This is a genomic window from Pseudarthrobacter sp. AB1 (assembly GCF_014926485.1).
Taxonomy (GTDB): domain Bacteria; phylum Actinomycetota; class Actinomycetes; order Actinomycetales; family Micrococcaceae; genus Arthrobacter.
On sequence record NZ_PZKO01000031.1, the window covers coordinates 20502 to 39846 of the forward strand.

A 19345-nucleotide genomic window follows, 5' to 3' on the forward strand; every position below is an offset into this window, starting at 1 on the left:
GCTCACTTTGTCTGGGGAATGTTCGGGGATGCTTCGGAAAAGCTGGTGGGCAGCCCGTAGCCGGGAGCCCAGCGGAACCGGATGGACCCGCCGATGGGAACCTGGGCTGCGAGGTCCAGCTGGGAGTCGACCACCACGGCGATCACCGGATAGCCGCCGGTGATCGGGTGATCGGCCAGGAAGAGCACTGGGAGCCCTTCCGGCGGGACCTGCAGGGCGCCGGCGACGGTGCCCTCGCTGGCAAGTTCGCCTTGGCGGGTGCGCTGCAGCGGGGTTCCCTGCAGGCGCATGCCGACGCGGTTGGACTGCGGATTCACTTCCCAGTCCTGGCCGCAGAAGGACGCCAGCGCTGCGGCGTCAAACCAGTCGGCGCGCGGGCCGGGAACGACGTCGAGCACGGTGACGCCGGCGCCCGGGAAGTCCGGCTGCAGTTCCGGGTGCCCGACGACGCCGGATTCGGCCTCCCCGCCAGCGGCGAAGAGCTGGCCGGCAGCCAGCGGTGCCGGGCCGATCCCGGACATGGTGTCGGTGGAACGGCTGCCGAGCACCGGGGCGATGTCCACGCCGCCGCGGACGGCGAGGTAGCTGCGGAAACCGCTCTGCGGCGCGCCAATGGTCAGCGTTTCGCCGTCGAGCAGGGCGAAGGGGGTGGCGATCGGGACGGTGCGCCAGGCCGGCTCGAGGTCATCCCCGGACGGCGACGCGATGGTCAGGTCCGAGGGGGCACCGGCGACGGCGAGGACCTGGTCCCCGACTGCCTGCACCGCGAGGCCTCCCGCGACGGTTTCGATGGCGGCGGCCGACGGCGCGTTCCCGACGAGGCGGTTGGCCCGGCGCAGCGACGCCCGGTCCAGCGCGCCGGCGGCGGAGACGCCCAGGCCGGAGTGGCCGTACCGGCCGAGATCCTGGATCAGGCTCTGCATGCCTGGCGAAACGACCCGCAGGCCAGACGTCATGTCGGAAGCAGCAACCTCGGCGGGGCGTCCCGGGGCCAGCGACACGGCGTCCCGGACCGCGCGGAACTGGACGCGGTGGCCGGGGGCGGCCAGGGCGGGCTGCTCCCGGTCCAGGTCCCACATGGCGGCGCCGGTGCGGCCGATCAGCTGCCAGCCGCCGGGCGAGCGTCGCGGGTACACGGCGGAGTAGTTGCCCGCCAGCGCCACCGATCCGGCGGGGACGGCGGTGCGCGGCGAGCTGCGCCGCGGCACCTCGAGGGCCTGGTTCTCCCCCACCATGTACCCGAAGCCGGGGGCGAAGCCGGCGAAGGCAACGGTCCAGATCTGCCCGGTGTGGGCTGCGATAACGCCCTCGGTTCCGAGGCCGGTGAGCTCCCCCACTTCGGCGAGGTCCTCGCCGTCGTACACGGTGTCAATGACCACCAGCCCGCCGTCCCGCTGCACAGGCGCGATGAGGTCGAACCGGAGCAGCCGCGCGGCGATCCGCCGGGCCGAGACCGGCGAGTCCGCCGTGACCAGCACCGTCTCGGCCGCGGCGAGGACGTCCAGCTGGCCCGGCAACGGGTTCTCCAGAAGCAGCGCCTGCAGTGCCAGCACGTCCTGGGTTCCGGTGAGCTCGGCGAGCACCGCGCGGGTTCCCACCGCCCGCACGGAACGGACTTTTTGTACTGCCGCTTTTTGTACTGCCAGGGTTTCCCCCGCTGTCTCAATCATCAGCTACCTTCATCGTTGCCGGTGCTTTGGTCTGGATCCGCGTCGCTTAGGCGTGGGCGAATGCGGCCGTGCCGATGCCGGCGGCGGTCAGGGCCTCGCGGACTGCGGCGGCCATGGTGACGGCTCCCGGGGAGTCGCCGTGCACGCAGATGCTCTCTGCGCGGATCTTCAGGATGGAGCCGTCAATGGTGCGGACGGCGGAATCGGAGGCCATCCGGAGGACATGCTCCGTGACCTCCGCGTGGTCGTGCAGGACCGCTCCGGGCAGCGTGCGGGACACGAGGGTGCCGTCCGGGTTGTAGGCCCGGTCCGCGAAGGCCTCGGTTACGGCGCGGAGCCCGGCGGCCTCGGCCAGGCGGAGCACTTCCGAGCCCGGCAGGCCCAGGATGGGCAGGTTAGGGTCGACGGATTTTACGGCGTCGACGACGGCTTTCGCCTGCGCGGTGTGCGCCACGATCGCGTTGTACAGGCCGCCGTGCGGCTTGACGTAGGTCACCTTGCCGCCTTCCGCGGCGGCCAGGGCCTGCAGCGCGCCGATCTGGTAGACGACGTCGTCCGCGAGTTCGATCGGGTCGATGTCCAGGAAGCGGCGGCCGAAACCCGCGAGGTCGCGGTAGCCGACGTGGGCGCCGATCACGACGCCGGCGGCCACCGCATCGCGGCAGGTCTTCCGGATCACGCTGGGGTCGCCGGCATGGAATCCACAGGCCACGTTCGCACTGGAAACCGAGCGGAACATCGCCGTGTCGTCTCCCAGGCTCCAGCGTCCGTAGGATTCGCCGACGTCACTGTTCAGGTCGATGGTTGCCATTTGTGATCCTCGTCTCATGGGGTTCCTCTATCTAGGATGCACCAAATCCCGGAATTGTTCAACAATTCTTCAATTCCACGATGTGACGATCGTGTAGATTCGCATCTATGACGAGCGCCGACTCAGGATTCCCTGGCATTCCCGGCTCAGCCCCCGCCGGAAGCAGCAAGGCCTCCGGCAAGGCCAGCGCGACCCTGGGGCCGGCGGCCCGACTGCGGGTGGCCACCCCCTCCGTGGCGGACCGGGTCGCGGCCGAGCTGCGGCTGCAGCTGGCGGAAGGGCTGCTGCTGCCGGGCGCGCGGCTGACCGAATCGACCATCTCCGAGGAGCTGGGCGTTTCCCGCAACACCATCCGCGAGGCCTTTGCCGAGCTCGCGGCCGAGCGGCTGGTGGTCCGGCATCCCAACCGGGGCGTGTTCGTCGCGACCCTGGGGCCGGGCGAGATCCATGACGTCTACACCGTGCGCCGGTTCATCGAGGTGACCGCGATCCGCGGCGGCGGAAGCCCCGAGCGGGTGGCCGCTGTCCGTGCGGCCGTGGAGGAAGGCAGGGCCGCGGCGGCAGCGGACGACGAGGAGGCCCTCGGTAGCGCGAACCAGCATTTCCACGGGGCCATCGTGGCGCTGGCCGAGAGCCGGCGCCTCAACTCGATTATGGCCCAGGTGCTGGCCGAGATGCGGCTGTTCTTTCACAAGGCCACCGTGGATGCGCACTTCTACCGCAGCTACCTCGACGATAACGAGGAAATCTTCAAGGCCCTGGAGGCCGGCCAACTGGACCGCGCCGGGGACCTGCTGCTGGCGTACCTGAATAATTCGGAGGAGAAGCAGCGCGCCGTCCACGGCGACTGAGCGACCTTACCCCAGGGCCGAGCAGTTCGCCGGGACCGGAACAGTGTCTTTATAATTGTTGAACAATTCCTTGCGCAGATTGTTCAACAGTCGGTACAGTTGCGGGAGACAATCGTTGTGACGCCAGTCACCCAACTGTTGGGACCCCCATGGAATCCACCACCATCAAGGCCGCCCTCAAACCGGCCGCCCGGCGTTCCGCCCTGCTGGGCGCCATGTTCCTCATGGCCACCAGTGCCATCGGCCCGGGGTTCATCACCCAGACCACAGCCTTCACCGTCCAGCTCGGCGCCGCCTTCGCCTTCGCGATCCTGGTCTCCATCCTGGTCGACATTGCCGTACAGGCGAACGTCTGGCGGATCATCGGCGTCTCCGGCCTGCGGGCCCAAGAGCTCGGCAACAAGGTCCTTCCCGGCGTCGGCTGGTTCCTCGCCGCGCTCGTCTTTGTGGGTGGGATCGTCTTCAACATTGGCAATATCGCCGGAACCGGGCTCGGCACCAACGCCATGATGGGGCTGGATCCCAAAATCGGCGGGGCCGTGTCTGCCGTCCTGGCGATCCTGATCTTCCTCAGCAAGAGGGCCGGCGTTGCCCTCGACCGGATCGTGGTGATCCTCGGTGCCCTGATGATCCTGATGACGCTGTATGTGGCAGTGGTTTCCGCGCCGCCGCTGGGTGAGGCCCTCAAGAACACTGTGATGCCCGAGAAGGTCGACTTCCTGGTCATCACAACCCTCATCGGCGGAACGATCGGCGGCTACATCACGTATGCGGGTGCCCACCGTATGCTGGACACCGGCGTCACCGGCGTTGAAAACGTCAAACAAATCACACAGAGCTCGATCGTGGGGATCCTGGTCACCTGCGTCATGCGCATCCTGCTCTTCCTGGCCATCTTCGGCGTCGTCGCCGGCGGTGTGGCCCTGACCGGCAGCAACCTGGCCGCCTCCGCGTTCCAGGCCGCAGCGGGAGATATCGGCATGCGGGTCTTCGGTGTCATCCTGTGGGCTGCCTCCATCACCTCCGTGATCGGCGCGGCGTACACCTCGGTCTCCTTCGTGACGAAGTCCAGCACCAAAGCCCGCACCCGCTCCCTGATCACCGTCGGCTTCATCGGTTTCTGCACCGTGGCCTACCTGCTGATCGGCCAGGCCCCGCAGCAGCTCCTCATCTTCGCGGGTGCCTTCAACGGCCTCATCCTCCCCGTCGGTTTCGGAGTGCTGCTCTGGGTGGCCTGGCGCCGCCGGGACCTCATGCAGGGCTACGTCTACCCCAAGGGCCTGCTTGTCATTGGCATCGTGGCCTGGCTGCTGACCTTGTTCCTTGGCTACAGCTCGCTGACCAGCCTGGCCAAGCTGTGGGCCTAGAACCCCTGAAACTACGTGAGGTGAACGTGCCGTCCACCGTCAGCCATCCCGCAAACCCGGCAGGGCTGCTCCCGGCGGAGGCGAGGGCCCTGTTCCGCGGCGGTCTCGTGACGCCCACCTCCGGCTGGAGCAGCGGTTACGCGCAGGCCAACCTGATCATCGTGCCCAAGGCGCAGGCTTTCGATGTTCTGCTGTTCGCGCAGCGCAACCCCAAGCCCTGCCCTGTCCTGGGCGTGCTGGACGCCGGCGCGACCTCCGGTGCGCTGCTGGCCGGAGGGGATATCCGCACCGATGTGCCCAAGTACGTGGTGTACCGGGAGGGCCGGAAGGTCGACGAACCAACCGACATCACGGACCACTGGCGCGATGACCTCGTGACATTCATTGTGGGCTGCAGCTTCACCTTCGAATCCGCCCTCCAGGACAACGGCATCCGGGTGGCCCATATCGACCAGGGAGTGAACGTGCCCATGTACCGCACGTCGGTCCGCTGCGAACCGGCCGGACAAATGGCCGGCCCTCTGGTGGTCTCCATGCGGCCCGTTCCGGCCTCCCAGGTGGCCGACGCCGTCCGCATCACTTCCCGCTATCCGGCCGTGCACGGTGCGCCGGTCCATGTGGGCAACCCCGCCGAACTGGGCATTGCGGATTTGGGCCTCCCGGACTTCGGCGACCCGGTTCGGATCCCGGACGGGCACATCCCGGTCTTCTGGGCGTGCGGGGTGACACCGCAGGCTGCCGTGATGGAGTCCCGGCCGGCACTGGCCATTGGCCATGCCCCGGGGCACATGCTGATTACGGACGCACGGGACACCTCGTACCAGGTGCCGTAGGCTACTGGGCTCCGATTTGCGCCAGAAGTTCGTGCTCGGCAACATCCAGGTACAGGCGCAACTCTGCCGCGGCCTCTTCCCGGCGGCCGGCGTGCAGCAGCGCTACGAGGGCGGCGTTGCGTTCCACGTACTGGCTGTGGAAGTCCGACGTGGTTGCCATGGCGTGGAAAACCAGCCGCATCTGGGCGAGGACCTTGTCCATAAGTTCATCTACTGACGCACTCCCGGAGAGCGCCACCAGCGCCTTGTGCAGGTCCTGATTGGCATCGGCCATCTCCGTAACGGCCCCCGCGCTCAGGGCGGCGCGGGCCCGGTCGATGATGGCATCGAGGGCATCCAGGGTCTGTGCGGGGCATTCCCCCCACAGCACGGCCGCCGGCTCGATCAGCCGGCGGACCCGGTAGATTTCACGGACATCCTCGGCCTGGGGCGCGGACACGAACACGCCGCGATTGGGAATGCGCTGCACCACGGACTCACCGGCGAGGACCGTGAAAGCCTCCCGCAGCGTATTCCGTGAGACGCCCAGGACCTCGGAAAGCTTCTGCTCGGACAGCTTCGTTCCAGGGGCGATTTTGCCGGCCGAGATACGCGAACGCAGCACCGCAGCCACCCACGATCCGGTGTGGGCGTGGGTGGCCTGGACCTCGTCGGAGATCCCTTCGAGCGCGGCATTCATCGGCATGGATCCAATCTACAGAAGAAGCGGGGACTCCCCGCGCCGCTTGCACCGCCGGCGGCGCATAGGGGTGCTGAGGCGGAGGGGTACGGAGTTATGTCTGCACACGCGAACGGCCGCCGCGCCTCTCCGTAATGGCAGAGTCGCAGCGGCCGCCGGCTGGCTGCAAGTGGGGCTACTTGGTCGTAGCCGTGGTGGTCAACCAGGCTCCGGTGGCGGGGTCGCTGACCGCGGCGATCCGCACCAGGTATTCGGTTTTCCCGAGGAGTCCCGTGATCTTGGCACTCGTCTCGTCACTGACACCGTCACCGAAGGTCTTCCAGTTCACGCCGTCGGTGGATGTCTCAATCAGGTAATCGGTGATGGGAAACCCGCCATCGGAGGCAGGTGCGGTCCAGGACGCCAGCAAAGACTTGCCCTGGACCTTTCCTTTACTACGGCACCGCGGGGGGCCTTGGCATACGCGTATGGCGCGTAATCGTCGGCGACCGCTGTGCGCGCCGCGTCGGTGTCGGTGGGACCAGTCGGCAGTGCGGCGACGGAGAGGTACCCCTTTCCGTCGAGGGTGCTGCTCAGTTTCGTCCCGGAGACAGTCCAGGCCGCGCCGGTGGGTGCGAACGCGACGTAGTCCCCGCCGCCGGAGCTGAACCCGATGCGCTCTCCATCTTGGAGCCAGACGCGCAGGTCGGCTCCGGCGGTGATGAGGCAATGGCGACCGAAACCACAAGGTTTATCTTTGGAATGCGTTCGGGAGGCTGGTTCAGTACCGGTTTCCGGCGCTGCTTCCGGGTTTGCCGCCTCCGGCTCAGGCGGGGCCTGTTGTGCTTGCGCGAACCACGAGTTGGGCCGGGTAGATCACGGGTTCCAGCCGTAATTCCGGGTTCTCGATCCCGCAGATCAGCAGTTGCCCGGCCGCCACGGCCATATCCACCATCGGCTGGGTCACCGTGGTGAGGCTGAGGCCGTTTGACGCCGTAAGCGCGTGGTTGTCGAAACCCACCACCGCCACGTCCCCGGGCACGTCCCGGCCCTGGCCACGAACAACTTCGATCACGCCCAGCGCCATGAGGTCCGACGCCGCGAAAACGCCGTCCAACTCCGGCATGTCCGCGAGCAGGCGTCGTGCAGCGTCCGTGCCGCCCGCCGTCGTGAAGTCCCCGTGGATGACGGGGCCGGCCTGCAGGCCGGCCTCAAGCAGTCCCTGCCGCCAGCCATCCAAGCGGTCCGCTGCAGCGGGCATGTCGGCCGGGCCGGCCACGGTTCCAAGCCTCGTGCGTCCAATGGACGCGAGGTGGCGGGCTGCCAGGCGGCCGCCCTCAAAATTGTCCAGGTCCACAAAGGGAACACCGAGCTTGTTATCCCAAGGCCTGCCAATGAAAACAGTGGGCAGGCCCGTCGTGCCGAGGGTCTCCGCCCAGTCGTCGGCACGGTGGTGGGAGACCACAATCGCGCCGTCCACGTGTCCGCCGCGCAGGTACCGGAGGGTCCTGGCCGAGTCGTCACCTGCCCGGGACATCAGGAGCACCAGCTGCATGTCGGTGCTGCGGAGCGCTTCATTAACGCCGGTAATGACAGCAGCGAAGAAGGGATCCATCATGACGCGCGCATCCGGCTCGGGAATTACCAAGGCAATTGACGAGGTCCGGCGGGTGACCAGGCTGCGTGCCGCCCGGTTAGGGGTGTAGGCAAGCGCTACGACGGCGGCGTCCACGGCCGCTTGGGCTTCCGGGCTGACCCGGGAACCGCCGTTGATGGCCCGCGAGGCGGTCGAGCGGGACACGCCCGCCGCCTTCGCAAGGTCTTCAAGGGTAGGGCTCGGCCTCGCCGGTTCTGGCCGGACACCCCGGTGGATCTGTTCGCTCATCACTTTGAGAATACGACATCCCCGGTCATCCCACGTGCGAGGCCACCTTGCCGCCCTGTATGGCGTTCGACGCCGCCACCTGCGCGTACCAGAGGCCACTGGCCTTGGGGATCCGCTCCAGGGTCTCGTAGTCCACCCGGACCAGTCCGAAGCGCTGGTGGTACCCGTAGGCCCACTCGAAGTTGTCCAGCAGGGACCACGCGAGGTAGCCGCGGACGTCCACGCCGGCGTCAATCGCATCCCGCACCGCGCGTAGGTGTGCGTCAAAATAGGCCAGCCGGTCCTGGTCGTCGACGAAGCCGTCGGCGTCGGGGGTGTCCGGGTAGGCGGCCCCGTTTTCCGTCATGTAAATCGGGACGCCGGCCGGACCCGTGTACTCCCGCTGGAGCCGCGTCAGCAGCCGAAACAGGCCCTCGGGCTGGACCTCCCAGCCCATGCCGGTCACCGGCAGCCCGCGCGGCACCGAGTGCACGCCGTCAGCGGAGACGAACGGTGACGCCGGGGTCCGGACCTCGGACTCCGGCGCGGCCTGTGCCGTGGTCGTCACGGTTTCCGGGCGGCCCGTGTGGTCTGCAGGGGACGCCGTCCTGGTGAGGGCTTCGCCCTGGTAATAGTTGACGCCGAGCAGGTCCAGTGCCGCTGAAATGACGGCCAGATCGCCTTCCTGGACAACAGCGTCGAAGCCGAGCCCGGAAACATCGTCGAGCACGTCCGCGGGGTATTCACCGCGGAGGAGCGGATCCAGGAAGATCCTGTTGTGCAGCCCGTCGATGCGGCGGGCCGCGTCACGGTCGATGGCGGAGTCAGGATCGGCCGGATCCGCAACCGTGAGATTCAGGGTGATGCCCAGTTTTGCGGCCGGGTCGCGCCGGCGCAGTTCGGCAACCGCGAGCCCGTGGCCGAGCAGCAGATGGTGGGCGGCGGCGAGCGCGGCTGCCGGTTCCTGCCGGCCCGGCGCGTGGACACCGGCGGCGTAGCCAAGGAAAGCCGAGCACCAGGGTTCATTGAGCGTGGTCCAGATCCGCACACGGTCGCCGAGGGCCTCGTGCATGACGGCGGCGTAGGCGGCGAAAAGCCGGGAGGTCTCCCGGTTGGCCCAGCCGCCCTCGTCCTCCAAGGCCTGCGGCAGGTCCCAGTGGTACAGCGTCAGCCAGGGGGTGATGCCTGCGGCCAGCAGTTCATCCACCAGGCGGGAGTAGAACGCGATCCCCTCCGGGTTCGGGGTCCTGCCGTCCGGCATGCAGCGGGCCCAGGACACGGAGAACCGGTACGCCCTGAGATGCAGCGATTTCATCAAGGCGACATCCTCGGCAGTGCGATGGTAGTGATCGCATGCGACGTCGCCATTGTGGCCATCGGCGACCGCTCCGGGAACCCGGCAGAAGGTGTCCCAGATTGAGTCTTTCCGGCCGCCGAGGTGGGCGGCCCCTTCTATCTGGTAAGCGGCAGTGGCCGCCCCCCACAGAAAACCCTCGGGGAATGAGAGCGGGGTGGTGTTCATCCTTTTACTGCTCCTTGCATGATTCCGGAAACGAGCTGGCGGCCTGCGGCGACAAATAGCAGCAACAGCGGAACGGTGGCCAGGACTGCTCCAGCCAGGACCACCGAGTAGTCCACAAAGTGTGCGGCCTGCAGCAGCTGCAACGCCACCGGCAATGTGGGATTTGAGGGGTCAAGGACGATGAACGGCCAGAAGAAGTTCGTCCAGGTGGCTACGAACGTGAACAGCGCCAGCATGGCAGCGGCCGGCCGGGCGGCCGGGAATCCTATGTACCAGAAGGACTGGATCATCGAAGCGCCGTCCATCCGCACCGCCTCGATGAGCTCGTCCGGGAGGGCGTCCCGCAGATACTGGGTCATCCAGAACACGCCAAAGGCCGTGACAACACCGGGAATGATGACAGCCCACAGCGAGCCGGTCCAGCCGAGCTTGGACATCACGATGAACAGCGGGACGACGCCCAGCTGAGTCGGGACGGCCATAGTGGCGACCACAAAGACCAGCAACCCCTTGCTCCCCCGGAACCGAAGCTTGGCGAAGGCGAACCCGGCGAGCGTGGAGAACACCACGACGGAAGACGCCGTCACGCTGGAGACGATGAGGCTGTTGCCCATGGCCTTCCAGAACGGGATGCTGTCGAAGACCTTCGCCGCGTTGGCAAGGAAGTTCCCGCCGGGCAGCAGCGGTATGCCGCGGCTCAGGACCGTGTTGTCATGGCTGCCAACGAGGAAGGACCAGTACAGGGGAAAAAGGGATGCGAGCAGGACGGCGCCGAGGAAACCGTACGTCAGGAAACCAGGCCGGCGGACGCTGGAGGAGCCCGTTTTACGCCCGACGCCGGGACCCCGCCGCGCCGCGGCCCGGGCGGCGGCCTTCCCTGCACTTTGTTCGATCATGGGGATGGAGCTCATTTGCGGCCTCCCTGGCTTGCTATGCGCTTGGATATGATGAAATTGAGCAGGGCGATGAGCACGATCATCACGAAGAGCAGCCACGCCACGGCGGAGGCCCTGCCAAAGTTCCGCTGGCCCCAACCGAGCTCCCAGATATACATAGTCAGGGTCTGCCACTGCCTGTCCGCCCCGCCCAGCCCGGACTGGTCGAAGACACGCGCCTCGTCGAAGATCTGCAGTCCGCCGATGGTGGACGTGATGACGACGAAAATCACCGTCGGCCGCAACATGGGAACAGTCACGGAGAAAAACTGCCGCAGCCTCCCGGCACCGTCGATGGTCGCGGCCTCGAACACGTCCCGCGGGATTGCCTGCATGGCCGCGAGGAAGATGAGCGCGTTGTAGCCCGTCCAGCGGAAGTTCACCATGGTGGCGATCGCCGTATGGCTGGCGAGCGAATCAGAATGCCAACGGACCGGGCCAAGCCCCAGTGCTTTCAAAATCTCGTTGATCAGGCCGAACTGGTCGGCGAAGAGATTGTTGAAGATCAGGCCCACCGCTACAGGTGCGACGACGAACGGCACCAGGATCCCCATCCGCCAGAATGTCCTGGCCCTCAGATTCGCGTCCAGCACCGCCGCTATTACCAGGGCAATGACGACCTGGGGAACGGAGGACAGGAGGAAAATGCTGAGCGTATTGCCAACAGCGTTCCAGAAGTAGGGCTGCGACAGGACGAAGCCGTAGTTCTCCAGTCCCGTGAACTTCCCCTGCCCGCCGATTAGGTTCCAGTTGTGCAGCGAAACCCAGCCTGTGTAAATCAGCGGAAAAAGTCCCGTGATGGCAAACAGGATGAAGAACGGGGAGATGTACAGATAGGGGGAGAGTTTCACGTCCCACTTGGAGACCTGCTGGGAGAGCGCCAGACGCCGGACGCTTTTGCTGCCGCCCGGCGGCGGTGGCACATCGCCTGCGCTCCGGGGCTTGACCTGGTCCGTGATCGTCATGGCTTACAGGGACTTTACGGCGGTGACGAACTTCTCCCAGGAGGAGGCGGCGTCGTCCGTCTTGTCGACGTCCACGCGGGTGAGGGCCTGCTGCATGGCGTCATTAATAGCGAAGAACTTGGTGCCCTTGAACGGGGTTACCTCAACGGCCTTAGCACGTTCGGCGAAGATCTGGCCCGTGGGTGCGCCGTTGAAAAAGGTATTCGTCTGGCCCAGCAACTCGCTGCTTTCCAGTGCCTGCTTCTGGCTCGGGAAGGTGCCCTTGGCAGTGAAGGCCTTGACCTGCTGCTCGGGGGCGGTCAGCCAGCCGGCCAGTTTCTTTGCCTCGGCCTGGCTGTCACTTTGTGTGGGGACAGTAAGGTAGGAGCCGCCCCAGTTGCCGCCGCCGCCGGGGAAGACGTTGGCGACGTCCCAGCCGGTAACTCCGGCCGCGTTGCCTTCAATGACACCGAGCATCCAGCCCGGGCAGAGGGTCGTCGCGAAAGCGCCTGTCTGGAATCCGGAGGCCCAGTCATCGCTCCACTGGCCGAGGTGGGCTGAGAGCCCGTCCTCCGCGGAGGCTTTCAGGACCTGGTTGTAGGTGTCCTTGACCTTCTGGTTTTCCGTGGCGATGACGGTGCCGTCCTCCTCCTCATAGACCTTCTTAAGCTGGTTGCTCATGCCCTGGTAGATCGCCCCGGCGGAGTCGAACCAGGCAGAGTCCGGGTTGGCTGCCTTGAACTTCTTGCCGGCCTCAAAGTAGCTCTCCCAGGTCCCGCCCAGCATCTTCGCAACTTCCCCGCGCTCGGTGGGCAGGCCCGCTTTTTTGAGCAGCTCGGCGTTGTAGCAGACCGCCTCGGGCCCGGAGTCGGTGCCGTAGCCCAGAAGCTTGCCGTCGGCGGTCTTCGCAGCGTCGGCCTTCCAGTCCAGCCAGCGTCCTTCGACAGCCGGGTCGGTCAGGTCGGTGAAGCGGTCGGGATATTGGAGCAGCTCGGGCAGCCAGTCCACCTCAACGGCTTCAATATCGGACAACCCGGACCCGGCTGCCAGCCGGGTGGTGAGGTTATCGCGGGCTTCGTTGGTGGTGGCCGCCTTCTTGTGCTCGATCGTGACGTTCGGGTTCAGCGTTTCGTATTCTTCAAAAAGCTTCTCGTAGCCGAACTCATTAAACGTGCCAACGGTCAGGGTCACCGGCTTGGAACCGGTGGCCCCGTCGGCGCCGGACTTCTCGGGGGCGGATGAACCGCAGGCCGTCAGCGATAGGGCCAGGCAGGCGGCCGCAGCGGACAGCACAGAGAACTTGTTTGGGTTTTTCACAGGTAAGACTCCTTCGTCAAGATTCCATCCGGTTCACAGCGCCGGAAGTCGCCGTGGCCGGAGAGGGGTCAGCCGCACCGTCTGCGGGCTGGGCGATCCGCGTGGGAGCGCTCTCACCGACATGGTGTCCCACCTCACATCGGCTTGTCAAGGCCGGGCTCCTCCGGGGAAACAAACCCTTGCCCGAGGCCTGGGGCGATGTTACGCTCCAGTGTGGGAGCGCTCCCACTATGGTGGTGACCCAGTCGGGATCAACCGTCTTTGCCGCCGAATGCGACGAAACCCGCCCTCAGAGAACAGGACCAGCAATGCCGCTAGCCCATTTCCCCGCTCGTTCAGCGGGCACCCCAGCCGACGTTCCGCAGCAGCCGCGTCTCCGGATCCGGTCCATTGCCGGCACTGCCGCACTCCTCATCGGCCTCATCGGCAGCGGCGGCGGCGTTGCGGCTGCCTCTGTGGCGGGAGCGCCGCAGACCCCCACGCCCGCACCCCGCCAGGCCGCCCCGCAGGCGGGCGACCCCGGCTTCGGCCCCAATGTCCGAATCTTCGACCCCAGCATGCCGGTGGCCGATATCCAGGCAACTGTCGACGCCATAGCGGCCGCACAGGTCGACGACGAAATGGGTTCCAAGCGGTACTCCCTTTTGTTTAAGCCCGGCACCTATGGCACCGCCGAGGAGCCCCTCATCGTCCAGGTCGGCTACTCGACCGAGGTCGCGGGCCTGGGCGCTTCACCCACGGATGTCACCATCAACGGGCACGTTGATGTGTACAACCGGTGCCTGACCGCGGACAACTGCATCGCGCTGAACAACTTCTGGCGCTCCCTGTCCAACCTCACCATCAACGTCACCGGCCTCGACGGCTGCCGGAGTTCGGCCAACTTCTGGGCTGCCTCGCAGGCCTCCCCCATGCGGCGGGTCAACATCACCGGCGGCAACCTGTCCCTGATGGACTACTGCACCGCCGGACCGCAGTATGCCAGCGGAGGGTTCATTTCCGACTCCAAGACCGGCACCGTGATCAACGGTTCGCAGCAGCAGTATTTCGTTCGTGACAGCAGCATCGGCGATTGGTCCAACGGGGTCTGGAACCAGGTCTTCTCCGGCGTGGACGGTGCCCCGGCGCAGTCCTTCCCGAATCCGCCCTACACCAACCTCGCGGGCACCCCGGTCAGCCGGGAGAAGCCGTACCTCACCGTCGACGCGGCGGGCCAGTACGGCGTCTTCGTTCCCGGGGTCCGCAGGGACTCTGCCGGAACCACATGGGAAAACGGTCCGACGGCGGGCCGCAGTATCCCGCTTTCCGACTTCTTCGTGGCCAGACCCGGCGATTCGGTCAAGACCATCAACTCCCAGCTGGCTCGCGGCAAAAACCTGCTGCTGACCCCGGGGGTCTACGACATCGACCAGAGCATTGAGGTCAAGCGTGCCAACACGGTTGTGCTCGGGCTCGGCATGGCCACCCTCACCGCCGTCAATGGCGCCGTGCCGCTGACAGTCGCGGATGTCCCCGGCGTCGATATCGCCGCCGTCACTGTGGATGCCGGCGAGGTGAACTCGCCCGCTCTGATGCGCATCGGCAAGGTCGCGGATTCTGCAGGCGGCGGCGGCGCCCAGAAGTCACTGAATCACAGCGACCCTTCCAACCCCACCACGCTGCACGACGTGTTCTTCCGCATCGGCGGACCGCACGTGGGCAAGGCTTCGCTGAGCCTGGAAGTCAACAGCGACAACGTGCTCCTGGACCACATCTGGGCCTGGCGGGCGGACCACGGCAACGGTGTCGGCTGGACCACCAACACGGCGGACAACGGCGTCATCATCAACGGCGACCACGTCACGGCCACCGGCTTGTTCGTGGAGCACTACCAGCAGTACAACGTCATCTGGAACGGTGAGCACGGCAAAACGGTGTTCTTCCAGAACGAGCTGCCCTACGATGCGCCCAACCAGGCCGCCTGGCAGCATGACGGAGTCCTTGGCTGGGCAGGCTACAAGATCGCTGATTCGGTCAAGACCCATGAACTCTGGGGCGGGGGGAGCTACGTCTACAACAACGTGGATCCAACGATTCACGCCACCCGTGGCTTCGAAGTACCGGTCACGCCCGGAGTGAGGCTCCGTGGCCTGCTGACCGTCAACCTCGGCGCAGGAACGCTGGACCACGTCATCAATGACACCGGTGCGCCCGTCTCGACGGACGCCGTCGGGGTGCCCAGCTACGTCGCCAGCTTCGGCTAAGACCACGCCGGCGGGCGGGATCCCATGTCCCGCCCGCCCGAGGGCCACGCCTGGCATGCTCTTTTGGCCACCCCCGACGACACGCCTTCTACTCCGCGCGGCGCTAAGTTCCTGCCGCTACCGGAGTACCGGCGCGCCAGGAATTTAGCGCGTCGTGGAAAGGTATCCGCGTCGCGGGCGTGACGTGGGCAGCCGCCCGCGCACGGAGGCCACTCCCCAGACCGTCAGCAGTCGCGGACGCAGATGGGACGGCGGTCTTCAGCCGGTCAAACGCCCGGCAGGCGCCGGCAGCCGGTCCGCGGCCAGCTTCCGCTCAGGAGCCCTTGTTAGGGTGCGTGGATGAAACTTCACCTCGCCGCCCTGTCCGCTGCCACCCTCATGATTGCCCTGACCGGTTGCGGCCAGGTGCAGGACGCCGCGAACAAGGCCGTCAGCGACGGCGCCTCCCAGGTCGCCACGGCGGCCGGCAGTGAAGTGAAGAAGCAGGCCTGCGCCCTCGTCGAGGACGGCCTGATCAGTGTCCAGGACAAGGAACTGCTGGGCGGTCTGGTTGCCGGCGCGGAGACCGCGGGCGCCCCCGCCGAGATCACCACCCCGCTGCGCCAGATCGCCGACTCCGGCGACCAGGTTCCGGCCGACTCCGTCAAGGCCCTCCAGGACGCCTGCGCCAAGTAGAGGCCCAGATCCTGGGGCAGCGCTTTAGCGCTTGCCCTTCTTCCGGGAGCCTTTGCCGCGGCCCTTGTCCGGATTCGGGGCGTACCGCTGGGCCACCTTCGGCTTCTTAACCGCGGGGCCGCGCCGGTCCGGCTTCGGTTCCTTCTTGGGCTTCTCCTGCTGGGCCGAGGGCTGCCGGGAGCTCGCCGCCGTGCGGCCGCGGACAATCCCGATGAACTCCTCGATGATGTCGTCCGTGGAATCGCTGGGCCAGGCCAGCGCGATCTCCGTGCTCGGGGCGCCTGTCAGCCGGCGGGCCACAGTGTCCTTGACATTGAAATGCCGGGCCACGGACATGGGCAGGATCACCAGGCCAGCGCCGGACGCCACCACCTGCATGGCCGCTTCCGGGCCACCCAATTCGGCGACATCCAGGAAAGACTCTGCCGACAGGTCGCCCAGTGCCACTTCCTCAAACACTGAAATCTCGTGCCCCTTGGGCGCCACCACCACGGGCTGCTCCTCATACAGGGGAATCACGTTGAGGCCCTCACGCTCCACCGGAAGCCGGACAAAGCTGAGGTCCGCAGAACCGTCACCTAATACGGAAAGCTGGGCGCCGTCGTCGGACATAAACGACTCCAGCGGGATGTCCAGCACGCGCTCTTCCCAGCGGCGGATCCACTTGCCCGGGGTCACGCCGGCCACATAGGCGAAGCGGAGCACGCGGGGCGCCTCCTGCTCCGGCGATTCGTCGGGACTGGCGTTCTGCGGGGATTTATTGTCTGCGGGCACGTCTTCACAGTACCGCCCGCGCGGCCCCGCAATACCGGAACTGTTGTTGAAATGGGGCGGGACTGGTACTGAGATGGTGCAGTATTGGTGCCTTTCAGGCGGGCAGCCGGATACCCTTGAATCATGACCTCTGCAAACTCCCAGTCCATGAAGCCGGCCACCGTTGCCAAGAAGCTTGGCATCTACCTGCCGGCAACACCGCAGGAGTTCCAGGATTCAACCATCAGCCGCGCCGATTTCGCCGAACTCCAGACCAACCCGCCGGAGTGGCTCGCGGAACTCCGCCGCAACGGCCCGCACCCCCGCCCGGTTGTGGCCCAGAAGCTGAACGTCTCCATCAGCGGCCTGGCCCGCGGCGGTGTTGAGGAAGCGCTGACGACGGCGGAAATCACCGCGCTGCTGCAGGCTCCCCCGGCGTGGCTGGTCACCGAGCGCTCCACCCACGCCGCCGTCCGTACCGAAGCCCAGCGGGTCAAGGACGAGGCAGCCAAGAAGGCCCGCGCCCAGGCCGAGTAGCCGCGCCGTTCATAGGCTTGTTCGCGGATCCGAACCTTGACTGTCCGGATCCGCGGACAAGCCTTTGTTGTTTTTGGGGAACGTCAGTCCTGGTGCAACTGCACGAAGTTGCCGCAGCCATCGTCGAAGACTGCATTGATCCCGGACGGATCCTCTGATGGTTCGCCCTGGAAGGTCACGCCTGCGGCCACCAGCCGGCCGTACTCGGCCTGCACATCCGGAACCCCGAATGTGATGGCCGCGATCCCGGCGTCGTGCAGGGCGTTCATGTAGGTCGCACCGATCGGGTTGTCACTGGGCTCCAGCAGCAGCCCCACGGACCCGGCATCGGCGCCGGGATCCTTGATGATGAAGAGGTTGTACTCGGGCATCGCCATCAGCGTCTCGAACCCGAGGGTCCCGGTGTAGAACGTGTGGGCTGCGGCCGGATCCTGGACATGGATGCTGCACATTTTCAGTCTCATGGTCCCAAGCTACCGGCCCGCGGCAGGGGCGGGAACCTCCGGCACGAATCCCGGAAGGCGGCGCAGAAGGTCCCGCCATTGACCCCGGCGTCCGGAGGGGTTGCAATGGAAGGAGCAACCCGGAATCCTGGGCCGGGTCTGACGCGGGGAGGTGTCGCAGTGCCGGCATTCGCAGAATCCGTCCTGTTTGGAGCCTTGCAGCTGGGCTTCTGGGGTGCAGTGCTGGTGTGCGCGGTGGCCGCCACTGTCCTGGCTGTCCGCCGGCATTCGACGCCGGACCCTGCCGTCCACGCCCCTGACCCCGTATTCTGGGACGTTTTTATGGGGTCTGCCGTGGCAATCCCGGCGATCCTCATTCCCACACTTGCGTCACCTTGGTCCGGCGCACTCCTGGCTGTGCTGGGGACAGGGGCGGGCGTGGCCGCGTACCGGGGCAGCCCCCAAATCCTGGCGTGGCAGGAACGCCGCCGCCAGCAAAGGCAGGACGGGCCCGTGCACACCGCCGCGCAGGCTGAACATGACGCACTTCTGGCCCGGTGGAGCCGCTACGAACTGGACCCCGCCTGCTGCATCGACTACCCCGCCATGACGGACGTCCGGCTGCCCGAGACGTCCGCGCTGATCCGCGCCATGAGGGAGGCGGAACAGCTGCGGACCGTGCCGCACCAGGGCTACGCTCCCGCCGTCGTCCGCTTTGGCCTTGCCCTCGCTGCGGCGGAACGGGCTGCCGGGATCCCTGCCGGACTTCCCGCCGTCGGACGTTAACTGCTGTGTCGCCGTCGCTGGAGTCCTGCGGCGGGGCGCCGTAGCATCCGAGGATGGAACCCACAGAAGCGGAAATCCGTGACCAGTTCGGCAGGCGCCTGGAGGATAAGGGGGCTTGGCGGCAAGCCATCACGCTGGCAGCGGCCGGGGAACTGACGGCGCGCTGGCTGGAGGGCAAGAGCGAGTACCAGGCGGCCACCTTTACTGTCCGCTACGACGCCGAAACGGCACCCATCGCGGCGGAGCTTGCCGCCCTGAACAGGAACGGGCTGTTCACCAAGGAATCCCAGCCCGGGCTGCGGACCGATGGCTCCGCCCAGCGGCAGTACGTGACCGGCTTCTGCAGTGCGGAGACGGCCGCGGAACTCCTGGCCCTCTCCACCCGGACTGAGCTGGTGACGGTGGCCCACGCCCCAGGCGAGGCCAGCAGCGGCGCCATCCCGGTTACGCTCGACGGCGGCGAGGTAGTTACCGTCCCGCAGCCGGACGAAGAAGTCGGGCACGTGCCCCCGGGAACCCTCGGTCCCGCGCGGCCACAGGAACGCGAACGGCTGGGACGCGACCCCAACGACATCCCGGTCATGGTCCGCCGAGAGCAGGAAGTCGCGCACCAGCAGGCTCTCGAACCCAACATGGGACCGGACCGTACTGGACCACCATCTGCCCTCGTAGTTCCGCTTGCCCGTCCACGAGAAGAACGCCCGCACGGGAAGCGCCGACTCAAGCCCGAGCGATGCAAGAGCCCCAGAAAGCGGCGTATTCGCCATACGCCCGTCCAGGCGCGCCAGCACACGGGTCCCGTCCGTCATGTTCGAAGGCAGCGCCCTCAGCGGCTTAACAGCATCCATGGTGGCCAGATTAACTGAGACAAACCCCAGAAATCCGTAGGTGGCCAGGTAAGTTGCGAAAATGGCCAACTAAATTGCGACAGGACAAGCGGCGTCGGAGGACAATCACTGCAGTTGAAGCTTCAACTGATTAACTTGACATAATTATGGTTATCGGCGTTCAAAGCACGGGAGTAGAAGTAGCTGCGAGAACTCCCGTTCCATGACTAATTCGGCGTTTTCGCAGGTCAGGCCGCCTTGCGGCAATGTATGCGTTCGGATGTCAGAACCCGAAATTGCTCCCGGATC

Annotated in this window: 19 protein-coding genes; 8 read left to right on the forward strand and 11 right to left on the reverse strand. The window is 66.5% G+C overall.

The features are described 5' to 3' along the window. Positions 1-2 precede the first annotated feature (2 nt). Both DAD99_RS08345 and DAD99_RS08350 read right to left on the reverse strand, forming a co-directional pair. A complete protein-coding gene (locus DAD99_RS08345) occupies positions 3-1670 on the reverse strand; it encodes a 5-oxoprolinase/urea amidolyase family protein (RefSeq protein WP_193341144.1) in 1668 nt (555 codons plus the stop codon). Positions 1671-1716: 46 nt separating this feature from the next. Continuing rightward, entirely contained in the window at positions 1717-2481 is a 765-nt protein-coding gene (locus tag DAD99_RS08350) for a LamB/YcsF family protein (protein WP_193341145.1), read from the reverse strand. Positions 2482-2588: 107 nt separating this feature from the next. Between DAD99_RS08350 and DAD99_RS08355 the strand changes: the two genes are divergently transcribed. The 3 genes from DAD99_RS08355 (at position 2589) to DAD99_RS08365 (ending at position 5532) form a co-directional block, all read left to right on the forward strand. Next, the gene (locus DAD99_RS08355; protein ID WP_193341146.1) at positions 2589-3332 is read left to right on the forward strand and encodes a GntR family transcriptional regulator; all 744 of its coding nucleotides are present in this window, start codon (positions 2589-2591) and stop codon (positions 3330-3332) included. A 149-nt stretch (positions 3333-3481) separates the two neighbouring features. Further along, on the forward strand, positions 3482-4699 hold the full coding sequence (locus DAD99_RS08360; RefSeq protein ID WP_227007808.1) for an NRAMP family divalent metal transporter: 1218 nt from the start codon (positions 3482-3484) through the stop codon (positions 4697-4699). 20 nt (positions 4700-4719) lie between these two features. Further along, positions 4720-5532, forward strand: coding sequence for a putative hydro-lyase (locus DAD99_RS08365; RefSeq protein WP_375372192.1), 813 nt, complete (start codon positions 4720-4722; stop codon positions 5530-5532). A gap of 1 nt (position 5533) precedes the next feature. On the opposite strand, the gene DAD99_RS08370 is transcribed toward DAD99_RS08365, so the two are convergent. From DAD99_RS08370 to DAD99_RS08400, 7 genes are all read right to left on the reverse strand, one after another. Beyond that, a complete protein-coding gene (locus DAD99_RS08370; RefSeq protein ID WP_185262108.1) occupies positions 5534-6217 on the reverse strand; it encodes a GntR family transcriptional regulator in 684 nt (227 codons plus the stop codon). Between the two features lie 169 nt (positions 6218-6386). After that, positions 6387-6938: a fibronectin type III domain-containing protein gene (locus DAD99_RS21610; protein WP_309233227.1), complete on the reverse strand. Its 552-nt coding sequence runs from the start codon at positions 6936-6938 to the stop codon at positions 6387-6389. Between the two features lie 78 nt (positions 6939-7016). Further along, complete coding sequence (locus DAD99_RS08380) at positions 7017-8075, reverse strand: LacI family DNA-binding transcriptional regulator (RefSeq protein ID WP_193341148.1); 1059 nt, start codon at positions 8073-8075, stop codon at positions 7017-7019. Positions 8076-8100: 25 nt separating this feature from the next. Continuing rightward, positions 8101-9576 (reverse strand): glycoside hydrolase family 1 protein, encoded by a 1476-nt coding sequence (locus DAD99_RS08385; protein WP_193341149.1) that lies wholly within the window; start codon positions 9574-9576, stop codon positions 8101-8103. Further along, positions 9573-10487 (reverse strand): carbohydrate ABC transporter permease, encoded by a 915-nt coding sequence (locus DAD99_RS08390; RefSeq protein ID WP_193341150.1) that lies wholly within the window; start codon positions 10485-10487, stop codon positions 9573-9575. Before DAD99_RS08390 ends, DAD99_RS08385 begins: the two co-directional genes overlap by 4 nt. Beyond that, entirely contained in the window at positions 10484-11476 is a 993-nt protein-coding gene (locus tag DAD99_RS08395) for a carbohydrate ABC transporter permease (RefSeq protein ID WP_193341151.1), read from the reverse strand. Before DAD99_RS08395 ends, DAD99_RS08390 begins: the two co-directional genes overlap by 4 nt. 3 nt (positions 11477-11479) lie before the next feature. Next, positions 11480-12772: an ABC transporter substrate-binding protein gene (locus DAD99_RS08400; RefSeq protein ID WP_185262102.1), complete on the reverse strand. Its 1293-nt coding sequence runs from the start codon at positions 12770-12772 to the stop codon at positions 11480-11482. Positions 12773-13080: 308 nt separating this feature from the next. Between DAD99_RS08400 and DAD99_RS08405 the strand changes: the two genes are divergently transcribed. Further along, the gene (locus DAD99_RS08405) at positions 13081-15015 is read left to right on the forward strand and encodes an adenylyl cyclase (RefSeq protein WP_227007810.1); all 1935 of its coding nucleotides are present in this window, start codon (positions 13081-13083) and stop codon (positions 15013-15015) included. 339 nt (positions 15016-15354) lie between these two features. Then, positions 15355-15690 carry a hypothetical protein gene (locus DAD99_RS08410; RefSeq protein WP_193341152.1) on the forward strand — a complete coding sequence of 112 codons (336 nt, stop codon included), beginning with the start codon at positions 15355-15357 and terminating at the stop codon, positions 15688-15690. Between the two features lie 24 nt (positions 15691-15714). Here the strand turns inward: DAD99_RS08410 and DAD99_RS08415 are convergent, their stop codons facing one another. Beyond that, entirely contained in the window at positions 15715-16464 is a 750-nt protein-coding gene (locus tag DAD99_RS08415) for a LysR substrate-binding domain-containing protein (protein ID WP_193341153.1), read from the reverse strand. Between the two features lie 123 nt (positions 16465-16587). On the opposite strand from DAD99_RS08415, the gene DAD99_RS08420 reads away from it, so the two are divergent. After that, the gene (locus DAD99_RS08420; RefSeq protein WP_193341154.1) at positions 16588-16980 is read left to right on the forward strand and encodes a DUF5997 family protein; all 393 of its coding nucleotides are present in this window, start codon (positions 16588-16590) and stop codon (positions 16978-16980) included. An 83-nt stretch (positions 16981-17063) separates the two neighbouring features. Here the strand turns inward: DAD99_RS08420 and DAD99_RS08425 are convergent, their stop codons facing one another. After that, positions 17064-17444, reverse strand: a complete 381-nt coding sequence (locus DAD99_RS08425) for a VOC family protein (RefSeq protein WP_193341155.1) — start codon at positions 17442-17444, stop codon at positions 17064-17066. Between the two features lie 159 nt (positions 17445-17603). Here DAD99_RS08425 and DAD99_RS08430 point away from each other — a divergent pair, with 159 nt between their 5' ends. Then, on the forward strand, positions 17604-18209 hold the full coding sequence (locus tag DAD99_RS08430) for a hypothetical protein (RefSeq protein WP_309233228.1): 606 nt from the start codon (positions 17604-17606) through the stop codon (positions 18207-18209). Positions 18210-18262: 53 nt separating this feature from the next. Beyond that, the gene (locus DAD99_RS22155; protein WP_309233229.1) at positions 18263-19075 is read left to right on the forward strand and encodes a DUF6919 domain-containing protein; all 813 of its coding nucleotides are present in this window, start codon (positions 18263-18265) and stop codon (positions 19073-19075) included. Positions 19076-19345: the final 270 nt, after the last annotated feature.